Here is a 21,310-nt window from a genome sequence, read left to right as displayed (position 1 = left end):
CACTATTCCTTCTTCGATTTTGAAAATAACGTTTCAAGTCCCCTGACACTGGCATTGAAATCCCTTGGCTCATTCATCCCCTGCTTTAAGAAGGCATTTAACCTGTCAATCATTGATATGGCATAGTCAACCTTGGGATTTGAACCTTCCTTGTACGCGCCCAGATTTATCATATCCTCAAACCGCTTATAAATTGACATCACCTCAATAAATCTACCGGCAACATCCATATGAGCCTTATTGATGATATCCGGCATTACCCTGCTTATTGACCTCAAAATATTAATGGCGGGATAATGGTTTTCCATTGCCAAATCACGCGACAGGACGATATGGCCGTCCAAAATAGACATAACAGAGTCAGCCACGGGGTCTGAAAGGTCATCGCCTTCAACAAGAACGCTATAAAGACCCGTGATGCTGCCCTTTCCCTTCTGTGTCCCTGCCCTTTCAAGGAGTTTCGGCAGGAGGGCAAACACAGACGGCGTGTAGCCCTTAGTGGCCGGTGGTTCACCCACCGCCAATCCTATCTCGCGCTGTGCCATAGCAACGCGCGTCAGCGAATCCATAAACAGCAGCACGTCCTTCCCAAGGCTCCTGAAATATTCGCTTATGGCCGTGGCCACAAACGCCCCCTTCACCTTTGCAACCGGTGACTGCTCAGACGTGGATACCACAGCGACAGATCTCCTCATCCCCTCCGGCCCAAGGTCGCGTTCGATAAACTCCCTGACCTCTCTGTTTCTCTCCCCAACGAGGGCGATTACATTGACATCGGCACGCGTGTATTTTGCCATCATCCCAAGCAGAACGCTCTTTCCAACCCCGGCGCCGGACATGATTCCTATCCTTTGCCCTTTGCCAACTGTCAAAAGGCCGTTTATTGCCGCAACTCCAAGGTCCATGGGTTCACTGATTCGTTCCCTCAACATGGGGTTTGGCGGGACTGACATCAGTGGATAGCTGAAACCGCTTATCGGGCCTTTTCCATCAATGGGCTGGCCGGATTCGTTTATGACTCTTCCAATAAGTCCCTCGCCGACCTTTATTGAGACCTTTTTTCCCAGGGAAAGTATCCTGCTGTCGGGTTTTATCCATGATATGTCGCCAGTGGCCATTAAAAGTGCCTTAGAATCTTTAAATCCAACTATTTCGGCGTCTATCGGCATCTGGGTGTCTGAGTAAATCCTGCATGCCTCGCCCACGCTGGCCTTCAGGCCAGTGGCCTTTATCATGATACCGGTTATTTCCGTTATCCTGCCGTAAACCCTCATAGGCTCTGCCTGTTGCGCCGCCTTTATATAGGGTGATAGATCAATGGGCTGCAAGGTTTTGCCTCATATCTTCAAGTGTGTTCATCAGAAGTTCATCAATATTTATTACCACCTCTTCCACAGGGCCAACCACCAAAGGGCCATTCACCGGCAGCGAGGGGTCTATATCCAGCACTACATCAACGTGCAACTCATGAAACTCAGGCATTTTCTTTAAAAACAACTCGTGCAAAGACGGGTGAATCTTTATAGTAATCTGGCCCATCTTTTCAAGTCTGTTTATGCCCTCTTTGACAAGTCCAATAATAATCTCCGGGTTAATGGAAATCTCAGCATAGAGCACTTTTTTTGCAATGCCTATGGCAAGCGCAAGCAACTGCGGCTCGGCCTCCCGAGTTTGCCTCTCCCTTAATTCCCCAAGCTGCGTTATCATACCGCTGAGTTGCCCTATCAACAGGGCCGCCTTTTCCTCATAGGACTTTTGGCCTTCCACAAGCCCGGCCTTAAAACCTTGCTCACGGGCGTCTTTTTCTATTTGAACCGCTTTTTGCCTTGCCTCACGCTCAATGGCCTCAGGGTCTGGCGGCGGCTCTGGCGGCACATCCACATGGTCTGAGACCTCACCCTCGAACTCAAGCGTCTCCAGAGAGGGCAGCGTGTATCGCTCAAGATTGGAATTTCTTAATACCTTCTGGCTAAACAAGTGCCTCTTCCTCTCCACTTCCGGGCAGGGTTATCTTACCCGCCTCGCTTAGCCGCCTTGTTGCCTTGATGATACTCTGCTGGGCCTTCTCCACCTCTGAGACCCTGACCGGCCCTTTTACCTCCATGTCTTCTTTGAGTATTTCGGCGGCCCTCTTTGACATGTTCTTAAATATTAAATCTTTCAGCGCGTCAGAAGCGGTCTTCAACGCCAGAGAAAGCTCCTCTGTGCTGACCTCTTTGAGTATCTGCTGAACGTCTCTGTCGGCTATCTTGACAATGTCCTCAAAGACAAACATGAACTGCCTGATAGAGTCGGCAAGCTCGTAGTCATGGCTTTCAATATTTTCCAAAATCAGCTCTTCTGTTGCCTTGTCCGTAGAATTAAGGATCTGGGCAACCTTCTTCACGCCACCCACCTTAATGCCCTCGCTCCTGTCAAGGTCAAGTTCGCTCTTGAGCACTTCCTCTATCTCTCCTATTGCGTCGGCAGGGATGCCCTCTGTCGTTGCCATTCTCATGGCAACATCAACTTTTAACGATTTTGGCAGTGTCGTCAACACGGTTGCCGCCTGTCCGGGGTCAAGAAGGGTAAGGATGAGGGCAATGGTCTGTGGATGCTCAGTGAGCAGGAAGTTAGTCAGCTTTTTCGCGTCAACCTTCTTCAGTGAGTCCAGAGTTGCCTCCACTGCGGTCTTTTCCATGATCTTTTTCGCGGTCTTTTCGTCCAGGCCCTTAGTCAGCATCTGCCTTACATATTCACCGCCACCGACGAACACATCTCCCTTTTCAATTTTCGTGAACGCCTCCTTGAAGACTGATTTTATCTCATCCTCTTTCAGCGATTGCATCTTTGACATCATTGAGCTAACCTTGCCGATGTCCTTAAAATCCATACTTTTTAGTACCGCCGCAGCGGCGTCTTCCCCTATTGCCGTTAGAAATATCGCGGCCTTCTCTGAACCGGTCAGTTCCATCTCTTATCCTCCCTCCTCCACAGCGCCAATCCAGTCTTTTATCATTTTTGCCGCCTGCTCAGGGTGTTCCTTCGCCCACTTAGACCATTTCTCTCTGTCCTGGGGACCAGGGGAACCGGGCCATTTGGGCGCAGACGGTGGCGTTACTTTTCTGTCTGATTGCTCTTTTGACATTATGTCGGCTCCTCAGTGCCCATCCATTCCTTGATTAGTGTGGCTGCCTGCGAGGGGTTTTCTTTCACCCAGTCAGACCAGCCCGTCATCTCTCTTTTAATGGTCATCTCCTCAGTAGGCGGCATCTTTACACCCTTCTCTTTTGAGGACGTCCCCCCCTCTCTGGCCTCATACTCTCTCTCAGCGGCGGTACCGCCACCAGCCCTGGAATACGGTAGCTCCTTTACCACCGGCGCTGACTCCATTACCAGAGATTTCACTATCGGCCTGACCACAAATACGATAAACAATAGCGCTAACATCACAGGCGCCAGATACTTCGTAACCATCACGCCGTCCTTAATGTAGTCTGTATAGCTCCTCTTAACCGGCAGGATTTCCTCCTTTGGCAGCGGCTCAAAAGGCATGTTTATTACCGTTACGTCGTCTCCTCTGGCCTCAGTAAAACCAATGGCCTTCTTCACAAGGTTCTCATACTGCTTTATCTCATCCTCCTTGTGCGGGGTATATACGACGTCTTTGGGGTCTTTCGAATCCGCCTTCATCGTATAGACGCCATCAACCAGGACGGCGGCCGTGAGCTTCTTGACACTGCCATATGGGGCTATGATATGGCTTGTTGTCCTGCTGATTTCGTTATTTATTGTCTCGGTCTTCTTTTTCATCTGCTGCTGTCCGCCCTGTGACTGCGGCGTGGCCTTTGCCGGCAGGTTCGATTGAACCCCAACCACACCGGCCGGGGCAGACGTCTGAGAATCTTCACTTGTCGTCTGTTGGCTCCTTACCACCGCGCCATCCGGGTCGTACGTCTCTTCAGTTTTCTCTGTGCGCGAAAAGTCCAGCTCTGAGTGCACCTTTACCTTGACCTTGTCCTTGCCGACTACCGGTTCAAGGATGTCACGAATACTTGCCTCTATGTCCCTTTCATATTTTCGCTGGTAATCCAGCTCTGTGCCCGTAAGGCCCATCATCTCGTCAACCGGACGCGTCAGCATGTTGCCGCTGCTGTCAACAATCGTCACATCGTTGGGATTTAATCCCTCAATACTGCTTGAGACAAGGTGTACGATGCCCTGTATCTGACCCTGTGTCAGGGACTTTGCGGATTTTAAGGTAACGAGTATGGAGGCCGTAGGCGGCTGTTTTTCCTTTACAAAAAGGGACTTCTCCGGCATAGCCAGATGAACCCTTGCCCTGTCAACCTCAGCAAGGGCAGATATAGTCCTCGCAAGTTCTCCCTCCAACGCCCTCTTATAGTTGAGTTTCTGGACGAAGTCGGTAGCCTGAAAGTCTGCCTTATCGAACACCTCAAACCCTATTCCACCGCCCTGGGGAAGCCCCTGTGCGGCCATTTGAAGCCTCAGGTCATAGACTTTTTCCGCAGGTACCATGATGCTGTTTGACGTTACCTGATATGGTATTTTAAGCTGCTGCAGCTTCTCTACTATCTTTCCCGCGTCACCCTCAGAAAGATTAGAAAACATCACCGCGTAGTTTGTCGCCTGAGACCACGAAAACAACAACACTATCGCCGCAATCCCCACCACCAGAGATAAGGCGATGACCACCTTTTTCTTATTAGACCAGTTCTTTATCGTTTCAATAGTGTTTGCCATATCGCCCTGCGCTTGCATTTTATATTAACTGTTTATAATCCGACTATATGTCTGAGGATAAACGCCTCCCCGTTTCATTACAGGGCAAACTCCTCAGAAAATAATCGCAACTACCACCGCCTAAGCCACGGCCACTACCAGCCGCGGCACAACCCGCCTCTACTAACTGTACTACCGCGTAACCACTTCCACAACCGTACGACCCGACTGCCTTAGCTCACGACACTACTACACCTGCATCCTCATCACGTCATCGTAGGCGGTGAGCAGCCTGTTTCTCACTTCCACCATCAACTGGAAAGACATATCGGCCTTCTGCATTGCCATTACCGCGTTAGTGACATCGCCACCTTTAGTAAGGTCCTGCACTGCCTTGTCGGCCTCCTGCTGAATGGCGTTGACCTTTGTGAACGCCTCATTCAGGGCAGCGTCAAAACCGCCAGCGCCTGAGTCGTCAGCGCCCTTATTGGCAGCGCCATTGCTGGCAGACCTTAACTGCTGTGGAATTTCAAGGCTCGCGCCGTTTATTTTTATATCAGACATAAGCTACCTCCCTATTTCCCTATTTCTAACGTTTTAAGGTACATACCCTTAGAGATGTTAAAGGCCGACACGTTGGCCTCATATGCCCTTGACGCCATCATCATGTTTACCATTTCCTCTACCACATTAACATTTGGCATCGCCACATATCCGGCACTGTTGGCGTCAGGGTGTGTGGGGTCGTAAACCAACATGGGCGGCGTCTGGTCCTCCACTATTTCAGAGACTTTCACGCCATTATTCAACGTGTTTGGGTCTTTATCCACAGGCGACACCTGAAATGCCACATCCCTTCTCTTATACGGGCCGCCCTGGTCTGTCCTTGTCGTGTGGGCGTTTGCCAGGTTCGATGCCACGACATTCATCCTCTCACGCTGCGCCGCAAGGGCCGATGCGCTTGTCTTAAAAACTCCGTACAAATCCATCGCTAACTCCTTTGGACAGCATTCTTATACCCTCTTCAGGGCACTTTTATACATCGTTATCTTTTCCGATACCAATTTTACAGCCGCCTGAAATTTTAAGCCGTTTTCAGTCATCTTCGCCAACTCCATGTCAACCTCGACATTGTTGCCGTCACCCCATAACAGGGCGTTATCCTCCACCGTCTGGCCTGACGCCGATGTTGGCGCGCCGTTGCTAAAGTGCATTGGCTTTGTCGCGTCCATCTTCAACCGTTGATCGTCAAAAAACGAACCAAAGTCAACATCCTTCGCCTTGTAGTTGGGCGTGTCCGAGTTGGCGATATTTGACGACAACACGCGGTGGCGCAGCGCGGTGGCACCTATAAGCTTCTCTAAGTCTGCAAATCCATTGTCCAATTCCATAACACACTCCTCCAAATCTAAGTACCAACTAACAATACCCTATCAATAACCATGCCAGCCTTAATAACACACCCAATGCTTAAACTGATTCTTTACATAATAACCAATAACTATCTGTAATCATAGAATAATGGCACACAACTCTTGCCGCGCCCCAAGTCTGAAAGGGGTCAATACAGCGTCGTATTTCCAACAGTTTACTATTCATCTGGAAAATTTTTCCCATATTCGCTAAGTTTATTTCTGATAGTCCTCACGTTTACGCCCAGAATCTTTGCCGCCTTTGTCTTATTGCCATTTACATCCCTGAGCGTTTTCATAATAAGGTCTCTCTCCATTTCCTTTATGCCACGTTTGCTGTTGTCATCAGCGTGCAGACTGGTTTTCTGGGCTGGTGTTGGTTCGTCAAGCATGAAATCTGATATATCAATTAACTGTCCCCTTGAAAGCAGCACCGCGCGGTGCAGGGCGTTTTCCAGTTCTCTGATATTGCCGCGCCACTCATTTCTCAGGAGAAAACTCAGGGCATCCTCTGTCAGCCCTTTGACTTCTTTGTTGAGAAGGGCGGAGAATTTTTTGACAAAGTACTCAGACAGCAGGGATATATCCTCCGGGCGTTCCCGCAGCGGGGGGACGTGAAGGGGAAAGACGCTGAGCCTGTAGTAGAGGTCTTCTCTGAATGTCCCTGCCGCGGCCTCTTTTCTGAGGTCCCTGTTGGTTGTGGCCAAAACCCTCGTATTGATGGGGATGGTGTGTTTTCCACCTATCCTGTCTATCTCCCTTTCCTGAAGCACGCGCAGGAGTTTGGCCTGAAGGCCCATTGGCATCTCCCCGATCTCGTCAAGAAGGATAGTGCCATCGTTGGCCAGTTCAAATTTGCCGGGTTTCTTATCGGTCGCGCCGGTAAAAGAACCTTTTTCGTGGCCGAACAGCTCTGACTCCATGAGGTGTTCAGGGATTGCCGCGCAGTTGACGGCAACGAAGGGTTTTAATTTTCTGAGGCTCTGGCCGTGTATGTACCTGGCAATCAGTTCTTTGCCCGTGCCGCTCTCGCCATATATCAGGACAGTTGTATCGCCCGCGGCCACATCGCGGGTGATTTGTAACAGGCGCACCATCTTGGGATTCCCGGTGATGATTTCCCTGTCCGCGGCCGTGGACTCCATAATGGAGCTTATCTTGGCGTTTAACTTATCGAAAGAAAACGGTTTCATCAGGTAGTCAGTGGCGCCTTCTTTCATCGTCTCCACGGCATTTTCCACAGTGCCGTAACCGGTTATTACAAGAACCGGAAGGTTGCCTACGCGCCTCCTCACCTCTTTCAGGAACTGGAGGCCGTCCATTCTGGGCATCTTCATATCGGTGATTATCATAGCAAACGGCGTACCCGCCATCTTGATAAGGCCGTCCTGGCCGTTTTCGGCCACAGTGGCCTCGTAACCCAGCCTTTGTATGGCCTCTCTTAACGCATCTCTCATCTGAGGGTCGTCGTCAACCACTAAAATTGGCTTCATTGCTTTCAATCGGCTCTCCTCATTACTTATTTTAACATAACCGCGGTTATAATATTAGAGGCAGAACGATTTCAAATGTACTGCCCATCCCCTTTTCGCTCCTTGCCCTGATTATCCCGTCATGGGCAAGCATTATCTTTGAGGCAATGGCAAGCCCAAGCCCCGTGCCTTTTTCCTTTGTGCTGAAAAAAGGATCGAAAATCCTCTCAAGATTTTCATGCTCTATCCCCTCACCGTTGTCCGTAACCTCTACGACAGCGGCACCGTTTACGCGTTCGTTTATTCCTATCTCTCCGGCCTCACCGGCGGCCTGAATGGCGTTTATAATCACGTTCATAAGCACCTGTTTTAACAGCTCGGCGTCTCCAACGACCTGAGTGCCACTGCACTCACTCCTCGTAAAGCTTATTCCACGGGCCTCTACCAGCGGCATCAGCATGAATATTGTCTCGCTCACCACGGTGTTTAAGTTTAGGGTGTGGAAGGCCGGCTTTTGTGGCTTTGCAAAGAACAGCATATTTGTGAGTATGTTATTAAGGCTCTTTATCCCCGTGTAGATTCCCTTTGCAAAGTTCGTCTGTGGCGAGTTGCCCATCTCGTTTTCAAGCATACTTGCGTACAACTCTATGCTGCAAAGGGGGCTTCTTATTTCATGCACTATCTGTGCCGCCATCTCGCCCATCGCTATGAGGCGCTTGTTTCGCTCCTGATGGGATTCAAGTTCCTTTATCCTCGTCATATCCTGTATCATTATCACCTGGCCTCTGACAGAACCCCTTGAGTCGCTTACGTTTGACCGGGATATAAACACGTTATGCGTCTTTTTGCGCGTCTTTAGAAACGTATCTGTCCCATCGCTTTCGAATTTTATCCCAAGTCCGTCAAACGGCCTTCCTATTACGTCCTCAGCACTCATGCCAATCAGCTTCTCGGCGGCCTTGTTAAACATGGTAATATCACCGGCGGGGTCAATGACTATTATTGATTCGCTCAGGCTCTCCAAAATCCCCTTCAGGTAGTCCTCCGCCTCCTCCGTATTGTACAAGGCCTTTTCTAATTGCCTGTTTTTCTCCTCAAGCTCCCCGGTCAGATACACTACGCGGTCTTTGAGTTGTTGATACACATGCTCAAGGCTTTGCGAGGCGAGCATAAAATTCTGGAACGCGTCGTTCAGACGCGAGATGTCTTCAATTGGCTTTACCATTTCCATTTGTTTTCCTTATAGTTAATCATATTTTATTAACGTATTACTGTAGATCTTCCAGTTGTTTGTTAACACCGTCGCCCTGAATTATTGATTTGGCAAATTTACTCAACTGAGAGTTTCCCTCGCTGAGCTTCTTCAATGCCTCTTTGCCCTCGGTGCCGTTTTGCATTATGCCTGTCCTGTACAGCGCCCACTCGTTTGCCGGGTCCTTCGTCAGTACCTGTTTATAGTAATAAATGGCGTCGTCTTTTCTGCCCATCTGGTAATAATTCTCCGCCAGAGCCATGGCATCCCCGGTTTCAGCCCCGAGACTTCTCAATACGTGGTCGTAAAAGGCCAGCGCCTTCTCTTTATTCCTGGCGGCGCCTACGGCATCCCTGAGCATCGGAAGGTCTTCTCTTTTCAAATGCTTCATGGCCGTCAATCTTTCGTACACGCCCTGTAAATCATTATTTTCGAATAACACCTTTGCCTCAGACCTCAGGATATCGTCCGCGGGCACTTTAAACCTCTTCAGCTCGCTGAGGTATTTTACGGCCGCGGCCTTGTCGCCAATGTTGGAGTACAGATTAGAGAGTTCGTAGAGGGCCTTTTGCTGTTGCTCATCTGAGGAGTTGAGAGAAATCCACTCAAGGACATCTATGTACGGCTTGCCGCCGCTATCTTTCAATATGTCGGATGCCTGTAAGACAAGTTTTTCGTGTGCCTTGTCCATAAACCTCTTTCCATATTCCTCCCACAAGGCGATGAACTGCTCCTTGTCTGAGAGGACTGTGGCGTTGAGGACTGCCTCAAGTTTCAGCAGCAGCTCTTTTGAGTTTGGCTGTGCCGCAAGCATGGTTCTTAATATTTTTACTGCCTCTGGAATATTTTTCTCCCTTAACAGAAGCTCAAATGTGAGGAGGGACAGCTCTTCCTTGTCCTTGCCGCTTATAAAGAGCTTTTTCAGGTCATCTATAGATTGCCGCGCGTCTATAAGCTTATTTGACGCTATCTGCACGCGGGCAAGCCGCATCAGGGCCTTAGGCCTGACGTCAGTGCCCATGTTTTTTTCCCTGACAGCCGCCGCCAAATATTTGGCCGCAGCCTCATTATTTTCGCCATCGGCCTCAATTGTGCCGAGGGCAAGGTTGACCTTTTGCTTTAATTTTACATCGGTTATCGTATTGTTATCGATCATCTGCCGGAGCACCTCTTTGGCCTTTTGCAAGTTGCCCGTCTGGATCAGGTTTTCACCGTATAAATAACGTGTCTCTCCGCTTTTGTCCAGGTAGGCGGAGTCCTCCACAACCGCCTTGTCGTACATCTGCTGAGCCTCGTTTGCCCTGCCAAGCCTCTGCAGCACATTTGCCTTGCCGTAAAGGGCCGCGGAACCATCACCGGCCTTTTCATACGCCACAAGCGCGTCGGACTGATTCTTAGTAAGATCAAGACTCTTTGCAAGATACAGGTAGGCCTTTTCAATATTCCTCGCCTCAGGATATTGTTTCACATACAGCCTGAACCCTGACGAGGATTCATAGAAGTATTTTCTCTCAAAGAACAGCTCTGATTTGCGAAAAAGCGCCTCCTCACGAATCCCAGGGTTTGTTGAGCGCGCAAATGACCTCTTGTACGCGTCAATAGCGCCCAGTACGTTTTTCTGCCTGTCAAGAATCCTGGCGCGGATAAAATTACAGGCAGCTCCGGTCTCGGTGGTATCCAGATAACATTCCTTCAGCGCCCCCTCTGCCCGCTTATAGTCCTTCATCTCAAGATACACCCACGCCTGCTTAAGCCCGGGCGTCACCAGCACCTTGCTTATCTCTATGGCATCCACAACATCCACGCCAAGCAGCGCTGTGATTAATAGTATCACCTTTATCAAAAATCTGTTTGTCATAATATTGCCACTATTACCCCTCAATACCTGTGACATGATTATATAGTAGCAAATTACATACCAGATTGTAAATATTTAATTTTAAAGGTTTTATAATGCTGGACGTCAAAAAACCGACGCTTTTGAGGTTACGTAACCGGCGCTTCGCCTGACTTTGCGTCGAGGCCCTTTTTCTTGAGTTTCTCCAGAAAGGTAGTCCTGTTCATCCCAAGCAACGCCGCCGCCTTGCTCTTTACGCCGCCGGCGATTTCCATAGCCTGAACAATGAACGATGTCTCAACGTCATCAAGGTATGCCTGCAAATCCATTCCTTCAGGGGTCATCTGAGTCGTGGTGTGCTGCAAGGTCTCCACCCGCTGTTTAGTATTAGTAAAGAACCGTTCGGGCAAATCCTCATGTGTTATCGTACCAGTCTCATTTAAAATAACAAACCTCTCTATCAGCGTCTCAAGTTCCCTGACGTTTCCCGGCCACTGATACTCAAGCATTGCGTTAATGGCCTCTGGTAGAATTTTCAGGGTCTTAGGGCCATCCTGCCCTTGAAGTGAAGACGGCATCTTCCTGATAAAAATGTTCATAAAGTGGTCTACCAGCATTGGGATATCGTCCTTGCGTTGCCTCAACGGGCTGATGTGAATCGGAATGACGTTGAGACGGTAGAAGAGGTCTTCTCTGAAGGTGCCGCTTTTTACGGCCTCATGGAGGTCTTTATTGGTCGCCGCCAGAATCCTGATGTCAACCTTTATTGTCCTTGTCCCCCCTACCCGCTCGAATTCCCTTTCCTGAAGCACCCTAAGAAGTTTAACCTGAAGCGATGGATGAAGCTCTCCTATCTCATCAAGGAGGATTGTACCCTTGTCGGCAAGCTCAAAACGCCCCTTGCGGGTGTTTATAGCCCCCGTAAAAGCCCCCTTTTCGTGTCCGAACAGCTCGGACTCAAGCAGATCCTTAGGGATAGCCCCACAGTTCAATGGAATAAAAGGATTCTCCGGATTTTCCCCCCTGACGCTGTTATGGTGAATCGCCTTTGCCACGAGTTCCTTGCCTGTGCCACTTTCACCAGTGATAAGAACCGTACTCTCGGCGCGCGAGACCTTCTCAATCATATTATACAGGCGCTGCATATGGGTGGATTTCCCAATCAGCTTATAAAAATGTGTTCTTGTCTCCATAGTATTCCCGTATTGTATAGCTATTTTTGTGCTATGTCAATATTAAAACACTATTTTTTTGTGGTATTGATTGACAGCAAGATAGCATATAACACTAATACTCCTCAATAACAATATATTACTATATTATATATATAGTAGTAGTTTAGATATATTAACGTTAATATTCTGACAGAACCGGACTCACTCCACGACATTTCTAACTAAACTTTCGCACCAGGGAATAATGAATTTACCCTTAGTCCGTCATTCCGGCCTCATTTTGTCATTCCGGCTTGTCCGGAATCTTATTTGGCTTGAGAATGTGTAGAGACCGATTCCGGACAAGCCGGAATGACGACAAGGCAAGCAGGGTTGAGATAATTTTTTGTCGTGGATACAATTTTTTGTCGCGGAGTGACAGGGCTGGATTATTCTTCAAAAAAATCAAATATGGCGTCATTAAACGCCTGCGGCACCTCAAGCATTGGGCTATGGCCACATTTCTCCATATACATGAGGCGGCAGTTATTAATCGCCTGTGCCGTCTTTTCGCTGCCTGTCTTTGGTATGAAGTCGTCCCATATGCCATGTATAAAGAGTGTGGGGCACAGGATTTTGTGAATCCTGTCTGTCCAATCCGACTCAGACATCGCCCTTGGGTGGTCTACGAAGACCTGTTCGGAGGATTTCAGGGCATGTGCAGCGATTTGCTCAAACATTTTGTCGTCTTCCATGCCGGGCATAACCGCCCTCAACCAATTCCTCAATAACATTTCGTTTTTCATAACGGCCCGCATCATGTTATCGTCGTACTCAAAGCCAAGTTTAAGCCCGTCCATGGCGATTGAATTGATGAGGACGAGTTTCTCTACCTTTTCAGGATAGTTAATTGCAAACAACTGGGCAATCCCCCCGCCCATTGAATGCCCGACGAGGTAAAAGCGATTTAATCTGAGCGCGTCACTAAAATCATTGACAAACGACGCCAGATAGTCAAGCGTATGGCGTTTATACGTTTCGGGTGTGCTGCCGGAGCCGGGCAAGTCAATGGCGTATACCTCGTAGCCAGGCCTTATACATTCAAAAGACGTCCTCCACCAAAGCGACGAGGCAAGGTTGCCGTGGATAAATATGACCTTTGCACTGCCGGAGCCGTGTTTAAGATATCCAACCTCATCCCCTTTGGGCGTATGAGTAAAAAGACTGTTCACTGGTAGACCACCGCTGTAAGTATAGCATATGGTACCGGGCTAAAGCACCCCTGATTTTTTTACACCTTGAATTTTATACCCAAGCCGTGATACTGTTAATCAGGTATTGTTGAGCAGGAAATGAAAATTATTGCCGGAGCACTTAAGGGAAAGACTGTCCCTGTAAGACACAGTAAGGCACTGAGGCCGACGTCTGCAAAGGTCAGAGAATCGCTGTTTAATATTATAAGGCAGCGTGTGGTGGGCAGTTCCTTTGCCGACCTGTACGCCGGAAGCGGCGCGGTCGGCTTTGAGGCACTTAGCCGCGGCGCGCGGCGTGTCGTGTTTGTTGATATTGACAGGCACGTCATCAATGCCATAGAGCGCAATCCAGCATTCTGTAATAACCCGCTAAATGCGGCTATATGCGGCGACGCAGTGGGCATTGTAAGTGAATCAGCGCCCTCATCGTTACGCAGGCGGGTCTCTGCCCCCTTCGATATTGTTTTTGCCGACGCGCCGTATGACTCCGGCGAGGTTGAAAGGCTCCTGCCCGCCCTGCAACACTCGTGGATACTAAGTGAACACAATGCCTTAGTCATAGTTGAGCACCCTTCAAAGAAGCAGGCACCCGGCTCATCTGGCAGCCTGATATTTTTAAGAACCTACAGATACGGCGACACATCGTTAAGTGTGTACAAAACCAGTGAGGATAATAATGAATAAATTGGCAATTTACCCGGGCACATTCGATCCCTTTACCAACGGACACCTCGACATCGTCCTGAGAAGCGTTAGACTTTTTGACCGTTTTATCATCGCCATTACGACTAACGCCAAGAAGACCCCTCTTTTTAGCGTACCGGAAAGGAAGGAGCTTATAGAAAAATCTCTGCCTGCGGGCAACAATATCACAGTTGAGAGTTTTGACGGCCTGTTAGTTGATTATGCCGAAAAAAAGGGCTGCATCATCTTAATTCGCGGCCTTCGCGCGGTGTCTGACTTCGAATATGAGCTTCAGATGGCCTTACTGAACAGGAGACTAAAGCCCGCCATTGAAACGATTTTCAAGATGCCCTCTGAGGAGTACTCATTTCTCACCTCGTCGGCGGTGAAGGAAATCGCTCAGCTAGGCGGCTGTGTTGACGGCCTTGTTCCACCCGCCGTTAAGTCGGCGCTGATAGAGAAATTTAAGATTAATCAGCAATCAATCCTTGCCAAAATCTAATACATCAGAAAAAGGCTATTTCTTTATAATCTCGGCGCTTCTTATATGGAGTTCTCAGGGGATTGTCGTCAGGGCTTCGAAGATGCCTGTTGCGTCACTTATGTTTTATTCCCTCGTAGTGTCGCTTGTCATCCAGTCGTTTATCTTCCTCAGGGCACCAATCAGAAAGGGGCTTCCCTCTGCAAGGGGATTCTTTAGTATCTTTGTGCTTAGTGTCCTGTCGCTGATAAACACGCTGGCGTATTTTTACGCTTTCTCTTACACATCCATATCCAACGCGGTCTTCACACACTATATTGCGCCGATTGTTGTTATGCTGATGGCGCCTATTTTCCTAAAAGAAAAAATCACGATGACTGCTGTATTGTCAGTGTCAGTTGCATCGTTGGGGCTTTGGATTATTATGAGAGACGTCTCGGTATTGGATGTGGCAGCCCGGATTTTCAGCACCGGCGCTGGTTCCACCGGCCAGCGGTTTAAGCCTGACACAATAGGAATCATTTGCGGACTTATCTCAGGCGTGGCCTATGGGGCAATAATTATTGTCTTAAAAATTATATCGGACAACAATAATAAATACCTCGTAGTATTCTTTCAAAACCTGTTCGTGGTGATGCTTTTAATGCCTTTTGCCGGGCAGACACCCGCAACAGCCCAATCGCTTTGGATTGTTGTGGCCATAGGGGCGCTTTACTCAACAGTGGCGACATACCTGTATTACAGCGGGATAGCGCATGTCGGGGCAAATAAGGCGGCAATTTTAGGTTATATCGAGCCAATAGGGGCGATTGTCTTTGGTGCGCTTATCTTGTCAGAAATGCCGGACGCGCTGTCTGTCTTAGGGGGAGTACTGATAATAGCCGCCGGGTATATTGTGATAAAAAAGGGATGATACATTTTTTATTGGGGGTCAGGCCTTTCCCTTACGGCTGGGTGTTTTAGCCCTGCGTGCAACAGGGGCGTCACCCTGCCCATTGAGCAAAATCAAATATCTCTCTTTGAGCTTATCGAACTCCATGCGCTCGCTTTTCAATTCGCCGAGTATAGTGAGATATGCGGCCTTAGTCTCTTTCAGCTCTCTCTTCCATAATGCCACCACAACTACCAGAATTAACCAGGCTATGTAGTACATTTCTTCACCAGCCTTTTCTTATTCATTGGCAAGACAATCTCACGCGCGGGCAAGCTAACCTCACCCTCGCGTGAAACCTGTACGAGAAAAAAAACTACCACTTGGTTATTGGCAGATTATCTTTGTCCTTGAGGGCGCCGAGGGAAATCATGACCAGGTCAACAAAATACCATATTCCAAAACCGCCCATCGTCATGAACATGATGATTCCGGTTCCAATCTTGTTTGCATAAAAGCGGTGTCCACCGGCCCATCCGAGAAAGAAACATAACAACAGCGCTACTAAACGGCTTTTAGGGGATTCGTTTTCTGACATTTTAGTACTCCTTATGTGTGTATTAGTGATTAGGGCTCTACGAACCCTTGATTGACTCCTTGTTCACTTGGTATAGCGGCGATTTAATCTTCATATACCATGGATATACTCTAACAGATATTATTTTTCACGTCTGTATCACAGGATACACGAGCCGAAAAAAAAATTAAACGGTGGGAAATATCGGGTTAAAGGCCGAAGACAATCTCACGCTCCGCTATGTCAACCTTGTCTATCCTTACCTGAATGGCCTGCCCGATTGAGAATGTCTTGTTTGTGTTTTTCCCCCTGATAGTGAGAGAACCCTCTTCATAAACATAGTAATCGTCCACCATGTACGATATATGGAGGAAGCCGTCTACGAAGTAGTCGTTTAGCCTCACTCTCATGCCGTGGGAATTCATGCCAACAACCTTACCGTTGAGGACTTCCCCTACCCTGTCTTTCATAAACCACGTCCGCATGGCGTCAATGACCTCTCGTTCGGCCTCCTCTGCCACGCGCTCGCGGCGTGAGGAGTTAAAGGCAACATCGGAGAGCCTCTGCGCGGCTGCCCTATCGCCGGATTTATTGTCGGGCTTTCCAGACTTATCGCCATTCAGTGTATCTCTTAATATCCTGTGGACGACGAGGTCGGGATAGCGCCTGATTGGCGATGTAAAATGGGTATAGCACGTCGAGGCAAGCCCAAAATGCCCCACGTTTATCGGGGAGTAGCGGGCCTGCTTGAGGCTTCTCAGGATAAGATAATTAATCACCTCTTCATAGGGGGTCGCGGCTGCCTTATGGATTATCTTAGAAAAATCAGCGGGGGTTATCTTTGCTTTTTTATAAGATATAGTGCAGTTTACCACCTTCATTATATCGTCCATCTTCCTGATGTCAGGCTCTTCGTGTATTCTGTAAAGCGATGGGACGCCCAGCGCGGTAAGATACTCGGCCGCGGCCTCGTTTGCCGCTATCATGAATTCCTCTATGATGGAGTGGGCAAAGTTCCTCTGCGTCTTTATTATATCGGCGAGGTTTCCCTGAATATCAAGCAGAATTTCTGGCTCAGGGAGGTCGAAATCAAGGCTCCCGCGCTTCTTTCTCATCTGTCTTAAATCTTTGCAAAGCAAGGACATAAGCTCAAATTCTTTAAGCAATGAATTATATTTAGCCCTCAGCTTCTTATCTTCGTCTATGATGATTTTCTGGACGTTTGTATATGTCATTCGCTCGTTGCTGTTGATAACTGAGGGATAAAAGGTGGAGGCGGTTCTGTGTCCTTTGTCGTCGAAGTCCAGCTCAGCCGTAAAGGTAAGGCGGTCAAGTTTGGGTTTTAGGCTACAGAGGTCCTCGGAGAGTTTCCTGGGGAGCATCGGCAGCACCCTGTCGGGGAAATAGACGCTCGTTGCCCTCTCCCTCGCCTCTGTGTCAATTACGCTGTCCCACGGGACAAAATAACTGACGTCGGCTATGTGGACATAGAGTTTAAAACCGACGGGGGTCTTCTCAATAGACACGGCGTCGTCGAAATCCTTCGCGCGCTCACCGTCTATGGTTACGGTGTTTAGTGTTCTCAGGTCACGGCGGCCCTCAAACATTTCCGGCGTAACGGCCTCAGGCAGTGCCTTTGCGGCGTCAAGGATTTGTTTGGGGAATTTCCTTGACAGGTGAAATTCGTCTATGACGGCCTCGATTTCTGATTTAGGGTCCTCGGGTTTATCAATCTTTTTGACTACTTTGCCAATGGGCGGCCTGTTTTCGCTGTTGAATTGTGTTATCTCCACGACGACTGTATCACCTTTCTCGGCGTTTAAAATATGCTTTTTCGGGATTAATACGTCAAACGGGATGGTTGAGTGTTTGGGGCGGAGAAACCATGAATCGTCGGCAAAGTCCAGCGTACCGGATATTTTAGAATGGGCGCGTTCGACAATTCTTATGATTCGGCCTTCGCGGTTTTTCATATTTTCTACCCTTGCCACAACCCTGTCGTTGTCCATGGCACCCATGGCCTTTCTGGCGGGGATGAAGAAGTCCCTCTGTCCCGGCGTCTCAAGTATAACAAACCCGTAGCCGGTCTTATGCGCCTCGAAATAGCCGGTAATGAGGCTCATCTCCTCGGACTTGCCATACAAACCCTTTCTGTTAACGATGATCTCGCCCGCGGTGGCAAGCTGTTTCAGAAGTTTTTTTAGGATGGCGTAGTCTTTTTTTGAGGAACAGAACTCCTTGCCAATCTCGCGAAATGAGACAGGCTTTTTCTTAACCGTAAAGTACTTGCTTAGTTTTTCTTTATCAACCATTCGTTATGATAACAGTTTCGGGCGTTAATAGCAATACGGACCGAGTAATATCAAAGAAAAGGATTAACGACGAAGGGGGGGTAACCCCCCCTTCACCCCGTATTTTCCACATGTTTTATCAATTGAATTTGGGCTGCGGCTGAGGGCTACTCCACATAAATCCCTGACTTAATTGCCGCGCACGCAAGGGCGTCCGCACGTTCGTTCTCCGCATGGCCGCTGTGGCCGCGTATCCAATTAAAGGTAACGTGGTGTGCTTTACAGAGGTCTGCCAGAGCCTCCCATAAGTCTATGTTTTTGACCTTAGACCTGGAGCTGGTTATCCAGTTATTGGCCTGCCAGTTTTTAAGCCATCCCTTTGTCATGGCATTTACGATGAGCTGGGAATCTGTATAGACCGAGACCTCACACGTTACCCGCAGCGCCCTGAGCCCGGCTATCACTGCCATAAGCTCCATCCGGTTATTGGTCGTTGCGCGAAACGCGGCGGAGAGTTCCTTCCTCTTCGTGGCCGTTATCATAACAACGCCATAGCCGCCCGGGCCGGGATTGCCGCTACACGCCCCGTCGGTATACATAGTCACTGTGGGCGGCGCGCTCAATTAACCGCCCTGCCTATCATGGCACTGGATAGATCGTCCGCGTCAACCCTGACGAGTTCGCCGCCAAGGCTCTCGCAGATGAGCCTGTTATACATAAAATTGTTAGGATTGAGTTCATAATTCGGCGCGTGGACGAGGAGAGTTTTTGTATTTATATGAAGGTGACGAAGTTTTATGGCCATTTTAAGCGTAACCGAGAGATATTCGGCGTCTTCGACACCGGCACGCTGCGGGTAGCCGTCGGTAATGATATATAGTTCGTTGGTGTCACCGCCTCTGCGCGAGAAATATCGTGATACGAAATCAAGAAGCTCGGCCGTGTGGGTCATACCCACGGGTTTTAGGGTGAGTATGTCAAGAGGGGCGATTTTTTCAATCTTATCGTTAAACGAAACAAACTCCACACGTGCGTTGCGGCTACCGCGATAATAGTGAAACGACAGACAGGCCTTCATAGCGGATTGCAGTTTGCCGCCCTGCTCCATTGACGTGCTTGAATCAATGGCCACAAGGACGTCTGCCCTTTCCCTAGAGCATCTCTTGAGGTTAACGACGTCATCATCCCGAATAATAGCGTTATCACGGTGAACCCGTCGCCTTATAATACTGCGGCGCGTGGTTTCGGGGATGTGGATTGCTGCCGTTGAGCGGGTTTTTTCTGTAAGAAAGGATTTTTTCTTTTTGCGGCTGCCTGCTCGTTGTCTTTGTGCCCCTTTTTTTATCCCTAAGTAGAAGTTTTTCCCGGCATAGTGCAGGAGTTCCTTCCTTTTTACCTTTATCCCACCTTCGGATTTATATGAAAATCTCACGAAGATGTCTTTGAGATAGCCGTTGAGTTGTTCGTCAGTGAGGTCTTTCAGGTATTTAAGGTCAATTATATCGCCGGGGCCGTTCTCAACGAGATAAAACGGGTCCTCGAAATCCCTGTTGTCAAATGGGAACACCGGGGGGTTAAACGGCACATACAGGTTCTTTGGCGTGGGGTCTATTTTTTCCATAGCCCTCTGTATGAACTCATCCTCGGAGTCGGCTTCCCCATCCAGCAGCAGGCCAAAAATTGCGGGTGGGATATAACAACTCCTCTCATACTGAAACGCGCCCGTACACCATGGCCTGATGTCAGCTAACACAACGGCTCCATGTGTACATTAACGGCGTAGGCGTCGAGGTATGCCTTGATGGTCTCTGGTCTGCGGTCAGGCTCTGTAAGGGATGCCATGATTTCGTCCATCAGGCGACCATTTATGGACGAGAAGGCGGTCTCGGCGTTTTTGAAATTATCAACAAAGGCAAAGGCATTTTCTATATTGGGTACCCTTTGACTTATGAACTCTGCGATGGAAGGAAAATCCTTCGACAACATTTCATATATCTCGTCAAATGTTTCCTCGTCGCCCTGGCCGATTATCTCCGTGTGAAGCCCCTCTTTGACGTCACAATATGACACCGTCGCGCGTCCTTCGACAAGGGTGGAGGTGGAGGCTATTAGGGCAGCGCGAATAGATGAGCGCGGCCCAAGATATACGGCAATGTTGTTTAAAGTCCTTATAGTGCTTACGATAAACTCAAGGAACAGTTCAGGAAATATCACGCTTAAAAACCCGTTTTGGGCAATCTCTTTTTTCACTATCCTGACCTCGTCCTCAAACCCTACCCTCTCAATGGGGATGCCCACAAGACGGTTTGCCACGGCTTTGTGAATCCTGAGATCGTTTGTGTTGTTTGTTGTGGATACGAAAAGTAGGTCTATGGGGAATGTCATCCTGCTGTTGGACGGCGTAAAGCGGCGTTCCTGAAGTGCCTGAATAAGGGCATACTGCGCCTCGTTGTTCATAAGTCCAAGCTCATCAACAAAGAGAACGCCCCCAGACGCATGGGCAATCTTCCCTCCCTCCAGCACACGCGGGTCGAAGGGGTCGCCTATTTCGGCAAATCTTATGAGGTGGTACATGCCGAGGATTATCTGCGGCTCAATGTCTTCGTTACCCTGAAGGCGGGCAAAGCCGCTGCCCTCTGTAATATACACCCTTTCGATGGGAACCGATTCCGCAGGAAGGGACGCGTATTTATGCCTGCACACCGGACAGATGTTGTCTAACGAGGACTGGCCATTCTTTACGATATAGTTAAACAGGTGGATGGAGTTTTCCCTTACCGGGCATCCCGCGTTCGTATAAACCGGATGCGTCAGATAGTACTGGCGCAGGACAGAAAACACCGCATCGCACAGATGTGTCTTCCCAACGCCGAAATCTCCCTTTATGACAACCCCGCTACCGGTTGCCAGAACTTCAACGAGGCGGCGTTTCACATGGTGAAGGCCGAATATGGCTGGAAAGGCATCCTCGTTGCAAGCAGTTATCTCCCTGATTCTATGAATAAAACGCCCGCTGACGCTCAGAGCGCATGGAGTTGTATCATATAAATTGATTAGTCGCAGGGACTCAGTATTCACTTGCATTATAATTCGTTCTATAACCCATATCCGCTTATTTTAAACAGGGGCGTATTATAACATATTTTCGGCTGGAAATAGCCATTACGCCCAAACCCCATCAGGGCAAACGCATTAGAAAAAAAAAGTAGAAGATACCTATGCAATCATTCCGGCTTGTCCCTTTCCTGGATTCCTGCGGAAGCAGGAATCCAGGAAACCATCGGTCAGCGCTAAAAGTGTAGGC

General features: G+C 48.8%; 22 protein-coding genes. 3 read left to right on the top strand and 19 right to left on the bottom strand.

Annotated features, from left to right (window positions below):
* Positions 1–2: 2 nt before the first annotated feature.
* The 13 genes from AB7D94_RS06885 to AB7D94_RS06825 form a co-directional block, all read right to left on the bottom strand.
* Entirely contained in the window at positions 3–1,328 is a 1,326-nt protein-coding gene (locus AB7D94_RS06885) for a FliI/YscN family ATPase (RefSeq protein ID WP_420265006.1), read from the bottom strand.
* Positions 1,315–1,977 carry a FliH/SctL family protein gene (locus tag AB7D94_RS06880; protein ID WP_420265005.1) on the bottom strand — a complete coding sequence of 221 codons (663 nt, stop codon included), beginning with the start codon at positions 1,975–1,977 and terminating at the stop codon, positions 1,315–1,317. Before AB7D94_RS06880 ends, AB7D94_RS06885 begins: the two co-directional genes overlap by 14 nt.
* Complete coding sequence (gene fliG, locus AB7D94_RS06875) at positions 1,970–2,953, bottom strand: flagellar motor switch protein FliG (protein ID WP_420265004.1); 984 nt, start codon at positions 2,951–2,953, stop codon at positions 1,970–1,972. The genes AB7D94_RS06880 and fliG overlap by 8 nt, the downstream gene beginning before the upstream one ends.
* A 3-nt stretch (positions 2,954–2,956) precedes the next feature.
* Positions 2,957–3,127, bottom strand: coding sequence for a hypothetical protein (locus AB7D94_RS06870; protein WP_420265002.1), 171 nt, complete (start codon positions 3,125–3,127; stop codon positions 2,957–2,959).
* Complete coding sequence (gene fliF, locus AB7D94_RS06865) at positions 3,127–4,743, bottom strand: flagellar basal-body MS-ring/collar protein FliF (protein WP_420265001.1); 1,617 nt, start codon at positions 4,741–4,743, stop codon at positions 3,127–3,129. The genes AB7D94_RS06870 and fliF overlap by 1 nt, the downstream gene beginning before the upstream one ends.
* A 228-nt stretch (positions 4,744–4,971) precedes the next feature.
* Positions 4,972–5,286 (bottom strand): flagellar hook-basal body complex protein FliE, encoded by a 315-nt coding sequence (fliE, locus tag AB7D94_RS06860; protein WP_420265000.1) that lies wholly within the window; start codon positions 5,284–5,286, stop codon positions 4,972–4,974.
* 11 nt (positions 5,287–5,297) lie between these two features.
* Positions 5,298–5,711 carry a flagellar basal body rod protein FlgC gene (gene flgC / locus AB7D94_RS06855; RefSeq protein WP_420264999.1) on the bottom strand — a complete coding sequence of 138 codons (414 nt, stop codon included), beginning with the start codon at positions 5,709–5,711 and terminating at the stop codon, positions 5,298–5,300.
* A gap of 24 nt (positions 5,712–5,735) precedes the next feature.
* The gene (gene flgB, locus AB7D94_RS06850) at positions 5,736–6,113 is read right to left on the bottom strand and encodes a flagellar basal body rod protein FlgB (protein WP_420264998.1); all 378 of its coding nucleotides are present in this window, start codon (positions 6,111–6,113) and stop codon (positions 5,736–5,738) included.
* 200 nt (positions 6,114–6,313) lie between these two features.
* Positions 6,314–7,627: a sigma-54-dependent transcriptional regulator gene (locus tag AB7D94_RS06845; RefSeq protein WP_420264997.1), complete on the bottom strand. Its 1,314-nt coding sequence runs from the start codon at positions 7,625–7,627 to the stop codon at positions 6,314–6,316.
* A gap of 46 nt (positions 7,628–7,673) precedes the next feature.
* Positions 7,674–8,837, bottom strand: coding sequence for a two-component system sensor histidine kinase NtrB (locus AB7D94_RS06840; RefSeq protein WP_420264996.1), 1,164 nt, complete (start codon positions 8,835–8,837; stop codon positions 7,674–7,676).
* Between the two features lie 37 nt (positions 8,838–8,874).
* Positions 8,875–10,716, bottom strand: coding sequence for a tetratricopeptide repeat protein (locus AB7D94_RS06835; RefSeq protein WP_420264995.1), 1,842 nt, complete (start codon positions 10,714–10,716; stop codon positions 8,875–8,877).
* Positions 10,717–10,844: 128 nt separating this feature from the next.
* Positions 10,845–11,888: a sigma-54 interaction domain-containing protein gene (locus AB7D94_RS06830; RefSeq protein WP_420264994.1), complete on the bottom strand. Its 1,044-nt coding sequence runs from the start codon at positions 11,886–11,888 to the stop codon at positions 10,845–10,847.
* Between the two features lie 410 nt (positions 11,889–12,298).
* Positions 12,299–13,081: an alpha/beta fold hydrolase gene (locus AB7D94_RS06825; RefSeq protein ID WP_420264993.1), complete on the bottom strand. Its 783-nt coding sequence runs from the start codon at positions 13,079–13,081 to the stop codon at positions 12,299–12,301.
* A 120-nt stretch (positions 13,082–13,201) separates the two neighbouring features.
* Between AB7D94_RS06825 and rsmD the strand changes: the two genes are divergently transcribed.
* Genes rsmD through AB7D94_RS06810 form a run of 3 tightly spaced genes read left to right on the top strand, consistent with a single transcriptional unit; the run spans position 13,202 to position 15,180 of the window.
* The gene (gene rsmD / locus AB7D94_RS06820) at positions 13,202–13,786 is read left to right on the top strand and encodes a 16S rRNA (guanine(966)-N(2))-methyltransferase RsmD (RefSeq protein WP_420264992.1); all 585 of its coding nucleotides are present in this window, start codon (positions 13,202–13,204) and stop codon (positions 13,784–13,786) included.
* A complete protein-coding gene (coaD, locus tag AB7D94_RS06815) occupies positions 13,779–14,288 on the top strand; it encodes a pantetheine-phosphate adenylyltransferase (protein ID WP_420264990.1) in 510 nt (169 codons plus the stop codon). The genes rsmD and coaD overlap by 8 nt, the downstream gene beginning before the upstream one ends.
* Positions 14,275–15,180 carry a DMT family transporter gene (locus tag AB7D94_RS06810; RefSeq protein ID WP_420264989.1) on the top strand — a complete coding sequence of 302 codons (906 nt, stop codon included), beginning with the start codon at positions 14,275–14,277 and terminating at the stop codon, positions 15,178–15,180. The genes coaD and AB7D94_RS06810 overlap by 14 nt, the downstream gene beginning before the upstream one ends.
* An 18-nt stretch (positions 15,181–15,198) precedes the next feature.
* On the opposite strand, the gene AB7D94_RS06805 is transcribed toward AB7D94_RS06810, so the two are convergent.
* From AB7D94_RS06805 to AB7D94_RS06780, 6 genes are all read right to left on the bottom strand, one after another.
* Complete coding sequence (locus tag AB7D94_RS06805; protein ID WP_420264988.1) at positions 15,199–15,420, bottom strand: hypothetical protein; 222 nt, start codon at positions 15,418–15,420, stop codon at positions 15,199–15,201.
* A gap of 94 nt (positions 15,421–15,514) precedes the next feature.
* Positions 15,515–15,736 carry a TM2 domain-containing protein gene (locus AB7D94_RS06800; RefSeq protein WP_420264987.1) on the bottom strand — a complete coding sequence of 74 codons (222 nt, stop codon included), beginning with the start codon at positions 15,734–15,736 and terminating at the stop codon, positions 15,515–15,517.
* A 188-nt stretch (positions 15,737–15,924) separates the two neighbouring features.
* Positions 15,925–18,027: a ribonuclease R gene (gene rnr, locus AB7D94_RS06795; RefSeq protein WP_420264986.1), complete on the bottom strand. Its 2,103-nt coding sequence runs from the start codon at positions 18,025–18,027 to the stop codon at positions 15,925–15,927.
* A gap of 146 nt (positions 18,028–18,173) precedes the next feature.
* Positions 18,174–18,605, bottom strand: coding sequence for a ribonuclease HI (gene rnhA / locus AB7D94_RS06790; RefSeq protein ID WP_420265013.1), 432 nt, complete (start codon positions 18,603–18,605; stop codon positions 18,174–18,176).
* Between the two features lie 20 nt (positions 18,606–18,625).
* On the bottom strand, positions 18,626–19,759 hold the full coding sequence (locus AB7D94_RS06785; RefSeq protein ID WP_420264985.1) for a vWA domain-containing protein: 1,134 nt from the start codon (positions 19,757–19,759) through the stop codon (positions 18,626–18,628).
* Positions 19,753–21,090: a sigma 54-interacting transcriptional regulator gene (locus tag AB7D94_RS06780; protein ID WP_420264984.1), complete on the bottom strand. Its 1,338-nt coding sequence runs from the start codon at positions 21,088–21,090 to the stop codon at positions 19,753–19,755. Before AB7D94_RS06780 ends, AB7D94_RS06785 begins: the two co-directional genes overlap by 7 nt.
* Positions 21,091–21,310 lie beyond the last annotated feature (220 nt).

Origin of the sequence: Candidatus Magnetominusculus dajiuhuensis, assembly GCF_046044395.1 — a bacterium.
Taxonomy (GTDB): domain Bacteria; phylum Nitrospirota; class Thermodesulfovibrionia; order Thermodesulfovibrionales; family Magnetobacteriaceae; genus Magnetominusculus; species Magnetominusculus dajiuhuensis.
The sequence above is the reverse complement of the archived record's forward strand: the minus strand, read 5'-3'. Positions and strand labels throughout refer to the sequence as shown.

Excerpts from the sequence above, each read along its gene's own strand:
- AB7D94_RS06870 (WP_420265002.1), bottom strand. The coding sequence starts at position 3,127 with ATGTCAAAAGAGCAATCAGACAGAAAAGTAACGCCACCGTCTGCGCCC.
- flgC (WP_420264999.1), bottom strand. The coding sequence starts at position 5,711 with ATGGATTTGTACGGAGTTTTTAAGACAAGCGCATCGGCCCTTGCGGCG.
- rsmD (WP_420264992.1), top strand. The coding sequence starts at position 13,202 with ATGAAAATTATTGCCGGAGCACTTAAGGGAAAGACTGTCCCTGTAAGA.
- fliE (WP_420265000.1), bottom strand. The coding sequence starts at position 5,286 with ATGTCTGATATAAAAATAAACGGCGCGAGCCTTGAAATTCCACAGCAG.
- AB7D94_RS06830 (WP_420264994.1), bottom strand. The coding sequence starts at position 11,888 with ATGGAGACAAGAACACATTTTTATAAGCTGATTGGGAAATCCACCCAT.
- rnr (WP_420264986.1), bottom strand. The coding sequence starts at position 18,027 with ATGGTTGATAAAGAAAAACTAAGCAAGTACTTTACGGTTAAGAAAAAG.
- rnhA (WP_420265013.1), bottom strand. The coding sequence starts at position 18,605 with ATGTATACCGACGGGGCGTGTAGCGGCAATCCCGGCCCGGGCGGCTAT.
- fliG (WP_420265004.1), bottom strand. The coding sequence starts at position 2,953 with ATGGAACTGACCGGTTCAGAGAAGGCCGCGATATTTCTAACGGCAATA.
- AB7D94_RS06780 (WP_420264984.1), bottom strand. The coding sequence starts at position 21,090 with ATGCAAGTGAATACTGAGTCCCTGCGACTAATCAATTTATATGATACA.
- AB7D94_RS06805 (WP_420264988.1), bottom strand. The coding sequence starts at position 15,420 with ATGTACTACATAGCCTGGTTAATTCTGGTAGTTGTGGTGGCATTATGG.
- flgB (WP_420264998.1), bottom strand. The coding sequence starts at position 6,113 with ATGGAATTGGACAATGGATTTGCAGACTTAGAGAAGCTTATAGGTGCC.
- fliF (WP_420265001.1), bottom strand. The coding sequence starts at position 4,743 with ATGGCAAACACTATTGAAACGATAAAGAACTGGTCTAATAAGAAAAAG.
- AB7D94_RS06835 (WP_420264995.1), bottom strand. The coding sequence starts at position 10,716 with ATGACAAACAGATTTTTGATAAAGGTGATACTATTAATCACAGCGCTG.
- AB7D94_RS06845 (WP_420264997.1), bottom strand. The coding sequence starts at position 7,627 with ATGAAGCCAATTTTAGTGGTTGACGACGACCCTCAGATGAGAGATGCG.
- AB7D94_RS06800 (WP_420264987.1), bottom strand. The coding sequence starts at position 15,736 with ATGTCAGAAAACGAATCCCCTAAAAGCCGTTTAGTAGCGCTGTTGTTA.
- coaD (WP_420264990.1), top strand. The coding sequence starts at position 13,779 with ATGAATAAATTGGCAATTTACCCGGGCACATTCGATCCCTTTACCAAC.
- AB7D94_RS06840 (WP_420264996.1), bottom strand. The coding sequence starts at position 8,837 with ATGGAAATGGTAAAGCCAATTGAAGACATCTCGCGTCTGAACGACGCG.